12 protein-coding genes are annotated in these 12788 nt (G+C 70.8%); 9 read left to right on the forward strand and 3 right to left on the reverse strand.

The features are described 5' to 3' along the window. Positions 1-183: 183 nt before the first annotated feature. Positions 184-528, forward strand: coding sequence for a hypothetical protein (locus LZ495_RS07570; RefSeq protein ID WP_235051224.1), 345 nt, complete (start codon positions 184-186; stop codon positions 526-528). A gap of 10 nt (positions 529-538) precedes the next feature. On the opposite strand, the gene LZ495_RS07575 is transcribed toward LZ495_RS07570, so the two are convergent. Continuing rightward, positions 539-1033 (reverse strand): DUF1877 family protein, encoded by a 495-nt coding sequence (locus tag LZ495_RS07575; protein WP_235051225.1) that lies wholly within the window; start codon positions 1031-1033, stop codon positions 539-541. A 113-nt stretch (positions 1034-1146) separates the two neighbouring features. Next, positions 1147-2061, reverse strand: coding sequence for a LysR family transcriptional regulator (locus tag LZ495_RS07580; RefSeq protein ID WP_235051226.1), 915 nt, complete (start codon positions 2059-2061; stop codon positions 1147-1149). A gap of 93 nt (positions 2062-2154) precedes the next feature. Between LZ495_RS07580 and LZ495_RS07585 the strand changes: the two genes are divergently transcribed. The 6 genes from LZ495_RS07585 to LZ495_RS07610 all read left to right on the forward strand — a co-directional run bounded on the left by LZ495_RS07585 (position 2155) and on the right by LZ495_RS07610 (position 9488). Continuing rightward, positions 2155-2856, forward strand: a complete 702-nt coding sequence (locus tag LZ495_RS07585) for a succinate dehydrogenase cytochrome b subunit (RefSeq protein WP_235051227.1) — start codon at positions 2155-2157, stop codon at positions 2854-2856. 1 nt (position 2857) lies between these two features. Then, positions 2858-4804 carry a fumarate reductase/succinate dehydrogenase flavoprotein subunit gene (locus LZ495_RS07590; RefSeq protein ID WP_235051228.1) on the forward strand — a complete coding sequence of 649 codons (1947 nt, stop codon included), beginning with the start codon at positions 2858-2860 and terminating at the stop codon, positions 4802-4804. Next, entirely contained in the window at positions 4801-5547 is a 747-nt protein-coding gene (locus LZ495_RS07595) for a succinate dehydrogenase/fumarate reductase iron-sulfur subunit (protein WP_235051229.1), read from the forward strand. Before LZ495_RS07590 ends, LZ495_RS07595 begins: the two co-directional genes overlap by 4 nt. A gap of 96 nt (positions 5548-5643) precedes the next feature. Beyond that, positions 5644-7749, forward strand: coding sequence for a DUF8189 domain-containing protein (locus LZ495_RS07600; RefSeq protein ID WP_235051230.1), 2106 nt, complete (start codon positions 5644-5646; stop codon positions 7747-7749). A gap of 171 nt (positions 7750-7920) precedes the next feature. Continuing rightward, complete coding sequence (locus LZ495_RS07605; RefSeq protein ID WP_372498539.1) at positions 7921-8814, forward strand: ATP-binding cassette domain-containing protein; 894 nt, start codon at positions 7921-7923, stop codon at positions 8812-8814. After that, positions 8811-9488 (forward strand): hypothetical protein, encoded by a 678-nt coding sequence (locus LZ495_RS07610; protein WP_235051231.1) that lies wholly within the window; start codon positions 8811-8813, stop codon positions 9486-9488. The genes LZ495_RS07605 and LZ495_RS07610 overlap by 4 nt, the downstream gene beginning before the upstream one ends. Before the next feature lie 94 nt (positions 9489-9582). On the opposite strand, the gene LZ495_RS07615 is transcribed toward LZ495_RS07610, so the two are convergent. After that, positions 9583-10680 carry an NAD(P)H-dependent flavin oxidoreductase gene (locus LZ495_RS07615; RefSeq protein WP_235051232.1) on the reverse strand — a complete coding sequence of 366 codons (1098 nt, stop codon included), beginning with the start codon at positions 10678-10680 and terminating at the stop codon, positions 9583-9585. A 211-nt stretch (positions 10681-10891) separates the two neighbouring features. Here LZ495_RS07615 and LZ495_RS07620 point away from each other — a divergent pair, with 211 nt between their 5' ends. Next, positions 10892-11464 carry an MOSC domain-containing protein gene (locus LZ495_RS07620; RefSeq protein WP_235051233.1) on the forward strand — a complete coding sequence of 191 codons (573 nt, stop codon included), beginning with the start codon at positions 10892-10894 and terminating at the stop codon, positions 11462-11464. Positions 11465-11589: 125 nt separating this feature from the next. Beyond that, positions 11590-12570: a DUF5996 family protein gene (locus LZ495_RS07625; protein WP_235051234.1), complete on the forward strand. Its 981-nt coding sequence runs from the start codon at positions 11590-11592 to the stop codon at positions 12568-12570. Positions 12571-12788: the final 218 nt, after the last annotated feature.

Genomic DNA, 12788 nt, shown 5'->3' on the forward strand with positions numbered 1-12788 from the left:
GTCGAGGTCGGTGTCCTGGGTAGTGCCGTACGGTCATAGGTCACGACCCGCCGTCCCTTACTCCTCCTCTAAGCGACGGCGCGGCGCGAGACACTGGAGAGCACGCCAATCAGGTGTCTCTGGGCCTGGGGTCGTCGCACCCCGTACCGATGCTGCGCAGGAGGAGATGTGTCCGGACCTCGCGTGCTTGTCATCGGGCTGGATCCCGAGAAGCTCGACGGCTGGGATCCTGCGCCGGTTCTCGCGGGTCTGGCGCGGAGCCGGGCCGCTTTCGCCGAGCATGGCATTCAGGCCGATTGGTGCTTGTTCGTCCCTGACGACAACGCTGAAGAGGCAGTCACCGCCGCGCTGATCGGTGGCGACTACGCCTGCGTCGTCATTGGCGGCGGTATCCGCAGCCATGAGCCTTTGCTGCCGCTGTTCGAGGCAATTATCAACCTCGTCCGCCTGCACGCTCCCAGGGCAGCCATCGCCTTTAACAGCGCCGCCGACGACTGCGCTACCGCAGCACTCCGCCGGCTGCGCTGACCGGCCCGTTCTACTGATCGACGGTGAAGACCGCCGTGCGTCCGCGGGCGGCTGCTGCTCGGTAGAAGTCCTTGAGGCCGGGCAGGGAAGCCCACGTGTAGGCGATGTCCTGCTCGCTGCCGGCGCCCTCGTAGTCCCCGAAGGGCAGGGTGGCGAACCTGCCCCGAAGCCACTGCTCGTCCAGCGGGGCCAGGGCGCGGGCGATGTCGTGGACCTGCTCCGGGCTGACGTACGACACGATGTAGTCGTCTCCGTCGTACAGGACTTGTCCGCCCAAGATGGCGTGCGAGAGCGGGTAGTCGCCGTTCTCGAAGGCCAGTTCCCCGTCGGTGAGGCAGCGGTGCAGCGCGTCCCACGACTTGTCCAGGTCGACGAGTCCGTCGCGGTCCCAGCGCTCCTCGATCTCCTCGATCAGGCTCATCACCGCGCCGTCGTCCCCGGCGGCAGCCAGGAGGCGCCGGGTGTCGTCGACTCCCAGCGCAAAGATCACCGCTCTGCCTCCCATGGCAGCCCCCTCCCCCGGCAATGAAACGGACAGCGGGAGCCAAGCACAGACGTCGGACAGCGCGTCCGCGCACGTGCCGGACGAACGCTCGTGGTGTCTTCGATCGGCTGTGCTCAAGGGGTTCGGCCGTGGGGTTTGCGGGGGTGGGTGGCGAGGAGGACTCGTTGGAATTCTTGGGCTGCTCGGGAGAGGGTCGCGTCGCTGCGGTGGGCCAGGGCGATGGTGCGGTGGAGGCGGCTCTGGGGGGTGAAGGGGGTGACGCGGAGGCCTTGGCCGGCGTGGGTGGCGACCATGCTGGGGACGACGGCTACGCCCAGGCCGGCGCGGACGAAGCCGAGGACGGCGTCCATCTCGCCGCCTTCCACGGCGAAGGAGGGTTCGAAGCCGTCGGCGCGGCAGGCGGCGACGGTGAGTTCGCGCAGGTCGTAGCCGTGGCGGAACATCACCAGGGACTCGTGGCGGAGGTCGGAGACGGCCACGGTGCGGCCGCCGCCCGGGGGTGGGGCGGTGGTGGCGGAGACGACGACGAGGTCCTCGCGGAGGAGCTCGACGGTGGTGAGCGCCGGGGAGGGGCGGGGCAGCGGGAGGACGACCAGGGCGAGGTCGAGGGCGCCGTCGGCGAGTTCGCGGACGAGGCCGTGGGAGCCGCTTTCCTCGATGAGGAGGCGGATGCCGGGGTGCATGGCGTGGAAGGTGCGCAGCACGTCGGGCAGCAGGCCGGTGCAGAGGCTCGGGGTGGCGCCGAGGCGGACGCGGCCGCGGCGGAGCTGGGCGAGTTCCTGGACTTCGAGGCGGGCGGTGTCGGCGTCGGCCAGGATGCGGCGGGCCAGCGGCAGGAGGGCTTCGCCGGCTTCGGTGAGGGCGATGTTGCCGCGGGCGCGGCTGAACAGGTCGGTGCCCAGTTCGGTCTCCAGGGCCCGGATCTGCTGGGAGAGCGAGGGCTGCGAGACGTGCACGCGTTCGGCGGCCCGGGTGAAGTGCCGGGTCTCGGCCACGGCCACGAAGTAGGCGAGTTGCTGGAACTGCATGGGGGCAGCTTAGCTCGTTGATAGGCAGTGCCTATGGAGTCGAGCAGGATCATGTCTTGGACCTCTTGTGGGTGGCCGCCCTACGGTCGGCGCATGGCTCTCGCAACCAGGGATCGGCGGCCGCCCACCGTACGCACGCTGTGGGACTCCTCCGTCGGCAAGAAGACGGTCATGGCCGTGACCGGCCTGATCATGCTCGGCTACCTGGTCGCCCACATGGCGGGCAACCTCAAGATCTTCTTCGGCGCGGACGAGTTCAACGGGTACGCGCACTGGCTGCGGCACCTCGGCGCGCCGGTCCTGCACAGCCACTGGGCACTGTGGATAGTCCGGGTCGGACTGGTCGTCTCGGTGGTGCTGCACGGTGTGTGCGCGTTCCAGTTGAGCCGCCGGGACATCAAGGCGCGTCCGGTGCGCTACGCGCATACCAAGGCGCGTACGAGCTACGCGACCCGGACGATGCGCTGGGGCGGGGTCATTCTCGCGCTGTTCGTGGTGTGGCACCTGCTCGACCTGACGACGCTGACCGTGAACGAGAACGCGCAGGCGGGACACCCGTACGAGAACGTCGTCGCCACCTTCTCGACCTGGTACGGGAACGTCGTCTACATCGTGGCGATGCTGGCCTTGGGGCTGCACATCCGGCACGGGTTCTGGAGCGCGGCGCAGACCCTCGGAGTGGGCAGCGCGGCTCGGGCCCGGCTGCTGAAGGGGGCCGCGAATCTTCTCGCGGCCGGCTTGACCATCGGTTTCATCTCCGTACCTGTCGCCGTCATGACCGGAGTCGTGAACTGACATGAGCTATCTGGACTACGGCACCGGTTCGCGGATCGCCGACAGCAAGGCCCCCCAGGGGCCGATCGCCGAACGCTGGGACCGGCGGCGCTTCACCGCAAAGCTGGTCAACCCCGCGAACCGGCGCAAGCACACGGTGATCGTCGTCGGGACCGGGCTGGCGGGTGCGTCGGCGGGTGCGACGCTGGCCGAACAGGGCTATCGGGTGCTGCAGTTCTGCTACCAGGACTCGCCGCGGCGGGCGCATTCGATCGCCGCGCAGGGCGGTATCAACGCGGCGAAGAACTACCGCAACGACGGCGACTCGGTGCACCGGCTGTTCTACGACACCGTGAAGGGCGGGGACTTCCGCGCGCGGGAGTCGAATGTGCACCGGCTCGCCGAGATCTCGGTGCAGATCATCGACCAGTGCGTGGCGCAGGGTGTGCCGTTCGCGCGGGAGTACGGCGGGCTGCTGGATACCCGCTCCTTCGGCGGGGTCCAGGTGTCGCGGACCTTCTATGCCCGCGGGCAGACGGGGCAGCAACTGCTGCTGGGTGCCTATCAGGCGCTGTCCCGGCAGATCGCGGCCGGAACGGTCGAGATGCACCCCCGTACGGAGATGCTGGACCTGGTGGTGGTCGACGGGCGGGCTCGGGGCATCGTGGCGCGCGATCTGGTCTCCGGCGAGATCGGCACCTACATGGCCGATGCCGTGGTTCTGGCCTCGGGCGGGTACGGCAATGTCTTCTATCTGTCGACGAACGCGATGAACTCCAACGCGACGGCGGTGTGGCGTGCGCATCGGCGCGGCGCGTACTTCGCGAATCCCTGCTTCACGCAGATTCATCCGACGTGCATTCCGCGGACCGGAACTCATCAGTCCAAGCTCACGCTGATGAGCGAGTCGCTGCGCAACGACGGCCGGATCTGGGTGCCGAAGAAGGCCGGCGACCCGCGGGCTGCGGTCGATATTCCGGAGGACGAGCGGGACTACTACCTGGAGCGCATCTACCCTTCGTTCGGCAACCTCGTGCCTCGGGACATCGCCTCGCGTGCGGCCAAGAACGTGTGCGACGAGGGTCGCGGTGTCGGCCCCGGGGGACAGGGCGTGTACCTGGACTTCGCGGATGCGATCGCGCGCCTGGGCCGCGACAAGGTCGCCGAGCAGTACGGCAACCTCTTCGAGATGTACGAGCGGATCACCGCGGAGAACCCGTACGAGGTCCCGATGCGGATCTACCCCGCCGTGCACTACACGATGGGCGGCCTGTGGGTGGACTACGACCTCCAGACCACGGTGCCCGGCCTGTTCGCGATCGGCGAGGCCAATTTCTCCGACCACGGGGCGAACCGGCTCGGTGCGTCTGCCCTGATGCAGGGCCTCGCGGACGGCTACTTCGTCCTGCCGGCGACGGTGAACGACTACCTGGCCGGCGCGCCCGCGGTCGGGGATGCGGACGCCTCGCACCCGGCGGCGGTGGCGGCGCTGGACGAGACCAGGGAACGCCTCGCGCGGCTGCTCGCGGTGCAGGGCGACCGCACGCCTGACTCCTTTCATCGCGAGATCGGCGAACTGATGTGGGAGTACTGCGGAATGGCCCGCACGGAGGTGGGGCTGCGCAAGGCGCTGCAGCGGATTCCGGAGATCCGTGCGGAGTTCTGGCGGCGCATCAAAGTGCCCGGTACCGGCGCCGAGTTCAACCAGGCGCTGGAGAAGGCGAACCGCGTCGTCGACTACCTGGAACTCGCCGAGCTGATGTGCCTCGACGCCCTGCACCGGTCCGAGTCCTGCGGCGGCCACTTCCGCGAGGAGTCCCGCACGCCCGAGGGCGAGGCGGAACGCAAGGACGACGAGTTCTCCTACGCCGCGGCGTGGGAGTTCACCGCCCCCGGCCAGGCTCCCCTGCTGCACAAGGAGGACCTGGTGTTCGAGTACGTCCACCCCACCCGACGGAGCTACACGTGAAGCTCACCCTGCGCGTCTGGCGCCAGAAGAACGCCGATGCCCCCGGAGCCATGGCCGCCTACGAGGTCGACGGCGTCTCCCCCGACATGTCCTTCCTCGAGATGCTCGACACCCTCAACGAAGACCTCATCGTGCAGGGCGAAGACCCGGTGGCCTTCGACCACGACTGCCGCGAGGGCATCTGCGGCGCCTGCAGCCTGGTCATCAACGGCGACGCGCACGGCCCGGAACGCACCACCGCCTGCCAGTTGCACATGCGGTCCTTCCGCGACGGCGACACCATCGACGTCGAACCCTGGCGCGCGGCCGCCTTCCCCGTGGTCCGCGACCTCGTCGTGGACCGGACGGCCCTGGACCGGATCATCCAGTCCGGCGGCTATGTGACCGCGCCGACGGGTTCCGCCCCGGATGCCCATGCCGTCGCCGTCCCCAAGCCCGACGCTGACCACGCCTTCGTGCACGCCGAGTGCATCGGCTGCGGCGCATGTGTCGCGGCCTGCCCCAACGGCTCCGCCTCGCTGTTCACCGCCGCCAAGGTGAACCACCTGAACGTGCTGCCGCAGGGAGCCCCCGAGCGGGAGAGCCGGGTCCTGGACATGGTCGCCCAAATGGACGCCGAGGGGTTCGGCGGCTGCACGCTCGCCGGGGAGTGCGCGACCGCGTGCCCGAAGGGGATCCCGCTGCAGGCCATCACGACGATGAACAAGGAGTGGCTCCGCGCGGCCCGCACGTCCAAGCGCTGACCGGACCGCGGACCGGCGACGCGACGGGGGGCGATCCGCCCTAGAATCACCTTTCTTTGCGGTAGTGCCCTGGGCATGCTCCGGAAGGTGTCGACGGTGAGACGACGGCGGATATCCGCGGTTTTCATGGCGGTGTTCGCCCTGGCCGCCGGCCTGGTGTCGCCGAGTGCCGGGCAGGCGGGTGTCGGCCGGCCGGCCGTCATGCAGATCGTCGCGCACCAGGACGACGACCTGCTCTTCATGAACCCCGACATCCAGAAGGCGATCGATGCGGGCGTGCCGCTCACCACCGTGTACCTGACGGCAGGCGAGAACACGCCGAAAGCGCTGCCTGCCGGGGTCAGCCAGGAGGAGTACGCCGAACACCGCCAGGAAGGCGTCCGCGAGGCGTACGCCTGGATGGCCGGAGTGGACGGCTGCGAGGAAGCAGCGTCCGGCTGGGGTGCATGCTGGGACGAGGTCCGCCCGTCCGGTCTTCCGCGACCTGTCGAGGCTTTCAAGCTCAAGTCCCCCGGCAAGAGCGTCACGTTGGTCTTTTTGAACCTGCCCGAGGCGGCCGATAAGCGCCACCTGGGCGGCAAGGCACTCGAACAACTCGGCAATAGCGCGGTGAGCACGAGCACCCTGGACGCCGACGGTCCGAACGGGGCCGTCTGGCCGGTCTCCTACACCGGACTGACGCTGCGCAACGTGCTCACCGCCCTGATCACCTGGACCGAGGCCAGGGTCGTGCGTGCCCTGGACACGACCGACGATCCCTCCCACGCCGCAAGCCACTCCGACCACGTGGCCGCCGGCAAGGCCGCAGACGCCGCCGTCGCGCACCACCAGCGGATGCACCCCGACCCCGGCGTGCGGGTGCTGATGGAGCACTACCGCGACTACAACATCAGCGCTCTGCCGCAGAACCTGTCCGGGCCGGATGCGGCGCAGAAGACCGCCGCGTTCGCAAAGTACGCCGCCAATGACGGCGTGCTGCTGAAGTCCCACGCGGTCACCGCGGACGGCATGCCGGACCCGGCCACCGGATCGGGCGCGGGCTATGGTAGCTGGGCGGTGCGGGAGTACGCGGCCGAGTCGCGCGGCACGCAGTGGGCGGGCCGGGACGCCGCCGGCCGGATCCATGCATTCGTCGCGGTCGGAGCGACGCTGTACGAATGGACCGAGAACGCCGCGGGCGGCTTCGATGGTCCGGTTGTCCATGCGGGTCCTCCTGTTCTGGGCGCGATGGCCGAAGGCGTGGCCGTGGGCAACGACCAGGGCGGGCGGATGGCGGTGTTCGTCCAGGCGCGCCTCACCCGGAACATCTGGACGCACTATCAGCGGGCCGACGGCAGTTGGGGCTGGGCGGACCTGGGCAACCCCAACGCGGGCCGGCCCGAGAGGCTCTATGTGAGTCCGCCGACGGTCGTCTCCAACGCGGACGGCCGACTGCAGGTCTTCGTCCGCAACGGCGGAGGCGGTATCAGCACGCGATGGCAGACGACCGCCGGCGGCGCCTGGTCGGACTGGACGCACTTCACGGTCAACGTCGTCGACGGCAAGCAGCACCCGGCAACAGAACCGGTTCGCGGGACGGTCCACCTTGTCCAAGGTGCGCCGACCGCCGTCCTGGCCGGCGATGCCCGGTCGCCGGCGACTCGGCGCATCGAACTCTTCGGCTCGGCCCCCAGCCGCGTCATCCACGCGTACCAGACCGCCCATGACTCCGGTTTCACGTCCGATCCCGGGTTCCCGGTACGGCCTCCCGCAAGTCCGGTCCGGGCCGCCGTCAACGCCTCCGGGCGCGTCGACCTGATGTTCCGGGCCCCGGGGACCGGACAGGTGCAGGCGTTCTCGCAGACCGCCCCGGACGCCGGGTTCGCACCGGTGCCGGCGGACGTCGGCAGCGGTGGTCAGAACGGCGTCGGCGAGATCGCCGCCGGACACGGGGACGACGGGAACGGCATCCGCATCGTGGCCGCCCAGCGCACCGGCGCCGGCAGCATCGGCGCCGTCCTGCAGAACTCCCCCGACGGTCCGTTCGGCACCTGGAAGGACATCGGCGGAGGCCGACATTTCGTCGGACTCCCGGTCGTCGCCGTCGACCGGCTCGGCAGTACGGAGACACCCGTCGTGCTGGCTCTCGGCGCCGACGGCCGGCTGTGGGTGTCCCGCGGCTGGGACCTCCCCCCGCTGAGCCCGATAGGCGGTCCTGCGTAACCCGACCACGCGGAGGCTTGCCGACCTGAACGCCTGCGGGCCCGGGCCGGAAACCGCCGAGCATCGGCCGACACGGGAGCAGCGATCCGTGGCGATGCGAGGGGCAAGCGCGGACGCCCCGATCGGAATTAGGGTTGGCGGGTGCGAGAGCAAGGATTGCGGCTCCGACGCGTGGGCAAACGCTTTCGGCGCGCGGACAATTGGGTTCTTCGCGATGTCGATGCACGTCTGGAGCCCGGAAGGCTCGTCCGCGTCGACGGTGCCAACGGCAGTGGCAAGTCGACACTGCTGCGGGTGATTGCCGGGACGACCCGCCCCGACCGCGGGCGGGTCCACGGCCGCCCGCCGACGGCTTACGTTCCCGAGCGGTTTCCCGGGGATCTGCCGTTCACGCCGGCCGACTACCTGGCCCATATGGGCCGCATCCACGGCCTGTCCACCGCTCGCGCGGTCGAAAGAGCAGGCGAACTGCTGGAGTTGTTCGGGGCGCACGGGTATGCGCGCACCCCGATGCGGGCCCTGTCCAAAGGCACGAGCCAGAAGGTCGCCGTCGCACAGGCGTTGCTGGCCGAGCCCGGCCTCCTCGTCCTCGACGAGGCGTGGACCGGCCTGGACCCCCCTTCGCGCGCGATCCTGGACTCGGCTGTACGCGAACGGGTCGTGCACGGCGGAACGGTCGTCTTCGTCGACCACGACGCCCTGCGATTGGCCGACACCGTGGACACGACCCTGTTAGTCCGCGACGGTCAGGTCACACGGGTGCCGCCGAGCATCGAACTGCTGGTCCACGGACCGCGGCGCGTGTCCGTGCCCGCGTCGCTCGTCCGCATCGACGTCGATCTGGGGATGGCCGCGGACGTCGCTTCCACGCCGATGCCGCCAGCCCTGGTCACGGCCCTGCGGTCGATGCCGGGCGTACGGGACGTGTGCCCGCGACCCGACGGCCACGTCAACGGGTACCGCGTGGACGTCGACCCGGACGTGTGCGCCGACGTCCTGCGTGCCCTGCTCGCGGACCCGGCCACGCGGATCCGCCGCGTGGCGGAAGAGGAGCCTGGCACGTGATCCCCCCGCGCGTTCTTCCCCTGGCGCGCTACCAACTGGCTCTGCTGTTGAGGTCGCAGTGCTGGGTGGCGCCCGTGGTGCTGTACGCGGCCCTCGTCGTGGGCGGCGCGGCCGGCGGACAAGAACTCGGCGACTCCCTCGCGTGGGCCGGCGCCGCCCTCATCCCCGTCACCGCCTGGGTGTCCCGCCTCGTGGTCACCGCCGAGTCCACCGCCGAACGAGCCGTCGTGGCCGCCGTGGTCGGCCCGCGCCGCGTCCAGGCCACCGCCCTGGCCGTGGCACTCCTGTTCGCCGCCGTGCTGGGCGCGGCCGGGGTCGTCTTCGAATACTTCGCCTCGGTCAAACCCCCGCCGGGCGCGCCCCGATCAGCCGGATCCGTCCTGCTGCAAGGCGTGATCGTGGTCGTCATCTGTCTGCTCGCCGGTTCGGCGGCGGGCGCTGTCAGCGCCCCGCCGCTCGTGCATGGCCGAGGGCCGGGCCTCGCCGCACTGGCAGCTGTCGTCCTTGCTTGGCTCGTGATGCCGCTGTCACCGGCCAACGCGGCGATCCGAAGCCAGTACACCGCCGCCCCCGACCCCACCTTCGCACTTCTCGCACCCGTAATCGGCGTTCTCGTCCTGACCGTTCTCGCCTGGACGACGTCCCTCGTCTGCGTAGGCCGCGGCCGGGCGTAGACGCCGGCCGGCTCACCAACGCTCGGCCCCTGCCGCGAGTGCCACGGCCGTCCTGAGCCTGCCAGGCAGTGCAGATGTCAGGAGCACGCACTGGTCAACGGGCAGGCGCAAGCAGTTCGGCGGCCTGGATGATGAGGGATTCGAGGTAGGCGCGGGCGGGGCCGGGGCGGGTGAGGGGGGCGGCCTGGCCGGACCAGAGGCTGGTGAGGTCGGGGGTGCCCTGAAGGGTGGCGGCGCGGCGGAGGGGTTGCATCAGGGCGTTCTGGACGGGATAGGCGGGGACCTCCTGTTCGGCGTGGGCGAGTTCGCGGGTCAGGCGGTTGGGTATGCCGCGGGCGGTCCGGCCGGAGAACAGCCGGGTCAGGACTGTGGTGCGGGCGGCGTCGGAGTGCAGTGCGGCGCGGTGGACGGGGCTTGCCGCGGACTCGTCGGTGCCGAGGAAGCCGGTGCCGATCTGGACGCCGTCGGCGCCGAGGGTCAGGGCTGCGGCGATGCCTCGGCCGTCGGCGATGCCGCCCGCGGCGATGACGGGGATCGCGATGGCGTCGGCCACTTGGGGAATCAGGGCGAACGTGCCCACCAGGGATTCGCCGACCGGGCGGAGGAAGGCGCCGCGGTGGCCGCCGGCGTCGCTGCCCGAGGCGACGACGGCGTCGAGCCCGGCATCGGCCAGGGCGACGGCTTCGGCGACCGTGGTGGCGGTGCCGAGCGTGGTGATGCCCAGGCGGCGGGCCTCGGCGAGGACGTCGTGGGACGGGATGCCCATGACGAAGCTGACGACCGGGGGCCGGGCTTCGAGGAGGGCGGCGATCTGGTCGTCGTAGTCGGGCAGGTCGATGTCCGCGGTCAGGGCGTCGGCGTCCAGGCCCAGTTCCTCGTAGAAGGGGCGGATGCGGTCGACGGCGGTGCGGAGTGCGGGGCGGGCGGGCATGGTGCGGGGTTCGCCGGCGAGCGGAATCCAGAGGTTGACCGCGAAAGGCTGCGTGGTGGCGGCCTTGAGGTCGTGGACGAGGGTCTTGATCGCGCCCGGGTGGAGGTGGTGGGCGCCGAAGGAGCCGAGGCCGCGCGTCCGCGTCAGTACTGCTCGGACGCCTGCCGCATGCGCGCCTACCGGACCCGGCGGGCCGAATCCGCGGAATCCGCCGGCCCCGGCGGCAGCGGCTCGCCGATCGACCGGCGGCCGCTGCGGCACTCGCCCTGCTGCTCGAACCGGCGGGCCTGCCCGATCGACCGGCCGACGAGCCCACCGATGACCCCGCCGACGACCCCACCCACGGCCTGTCTCGCGACCCGGCTCACGACCCGGCACGTACCCTGTCCCCCGCCCCCGCCCCACTCCACAGCCTGGCCAACAGCCTGACCCGCGACCCAGCCCGCGACCCAGCGAAGGATGCCCACGTCCCATGACCGCACCCGCAGCCGGTTCCCCCGCCCAGACCGCCGTCGTTCTCGCGGTCAGCAGCAACGCCGAGTACTCCTTCAGCAAGCCCAACCGCCCGAGCATCCGCCTGCTGACCGGCCGCGGCGTCGAAGGCGACGTGCACGCGGGCGTGACCGTGAAGCACCGGTCCCGCGTGGCCCGCGATCCCAGCCAGCCGAATCTGCGCCAGGTGCACCTGATGCACGACGAGCTGCACACCGAGCTGCGCGCCGAAGGCTTCTCGGTCGCGGCCGGACAGCTCGGCGAGAACATCACCACGACCGGCCTGGACGTCCTGGGCCTGCCCACGGGCACGCGCCTGCACATCGGCGCGGAGGCGGTCGTCGAGGTGACCGGCCTGCGCAACCCGTGCGCGCAGATCGACGGCTTCGAAGACGGCCTGCTGTCCCGGCTGGTCGGCCGCGACGAAGACGGCAACATCGTGCGCCGCGGCGGCATCATGGGCGTCGTGCTGGCCGACGGCGACGTGCTGCCCGGCGACCCGATCCGCGTCGAGCTGCCGGCCGGGCCGCACTCCCCGCTTCAGCCCGTCTGACTTCGGCCCGTCCGACTTCGGCCCGTCCGACTTCAGCCCGCCCGACCCGCCCGGGCCACCGGGCGGCGACGCCCGGACGGACCTCCCGGCGCGCGCCGGGCGCGGAATCTGCCGACGATGAAGGCATGATCACCGCGCCGACCGGCCTGCCCGAGAACGCCGACCTGCCCGAGCTGCCGTACGGAGCATGGTCGGAGACGCTCGACACCCTGCATCTGTTCGCGCAGATCGTCGGCAAGGTGAAGCTGGCCGCGACGCACCCGCAGAACCACTGGTGGAACATCACGCTTTCGGTCGACACCCGCGGCCTGACCACCCGCAGGCTCTCCGCCAACGGCATCTTCTTCGACATCGCGTTCGATTTCGTGGACCACCTCCTGGTGGTCCGCACCGACCGCGGCCAGGTGCGGACGTTCGCCCTCGACGGCGGCCTGAGCGTGGCCGCGTTCGACAAGAAGCTGCACGAGACGCTCGCCGCCCTGGGGGTGGACGTGCCGCTGCTGGAAAAGCCGTTCGGCGTCGAGCACCTGACCACGCCGTTCCCGGATGACACCGCGCACGCGGCCTACCAGCGCGAGTACGTCGAGCGGTATTGGCGGGCGCTGGCCTGGTCGGCGGACGTGCTGCAGGAGTTCGCGGGCTGGTTCACCGGCAAGTCCAGCCCGGTACACGTCTTCTGGCATTCGTTCGACCTGGCCCTGACGCGCTTCTCGGGAAAGCGCGCCGCGCCGCTCGCGGACGCCGATCCCGTGACCGCGGAGGCGTACACGCACGAGGTCGTGTCGTTCGGCTGGTGGCCGGGCGACCCGAAGGTGCGCTATCCGGCGTACTACTCGTACACCTCGCCGCAGCCGGACGGGCTTGCCGCGCGGCCGCTGAGCCCGGCCGGGGCGGAGTGGGTGAACGACGGCGGCATGGCGCTGCTGGCCTACGACGCCGTCCGAGCGGCGGAGAACCCGCGTCGGACCCTGCTCGCGTTCCTGCAGACCGCCTTCGACGCGGGTGCCGCCGCGGCCGACTGGCCCGCGGACGAGCTGACGTCCAACTGGTGTCCGACGCCCGAGCAACTGCAGGCTCTGGCGCGCTCCGGCCTGCGCGTGCGCTGACCAGGCGCCCGCACCGGAGCCGGCATCCACAGCCTCGCCCCATACCCGCGTGCACCGGAGCGCGCCGCTCATCTAGGCTCGGCGTCATGCCCGGACCAGGTTGGTACCTCAGCACCCCGCCGCCGGTCGCCCTCTAGGGCGTACCGGCACGGCCGTTTGCTCAGCCCCGTAGTACGAGGGCTTCTTACGCATGCCGTCGTCGGCGCATAGACGCGACG

The sequence above is a fragment of the Yinghuangia soli genome (genome assembly GCF_021502675.1).
Classification (GTDB): domain Bacteria; phylum Actinomycetota; class Actinomycetes; order Streptomycetales; family Streptomycetaceae; genus Yinghuangia; species Yinghuangia soli.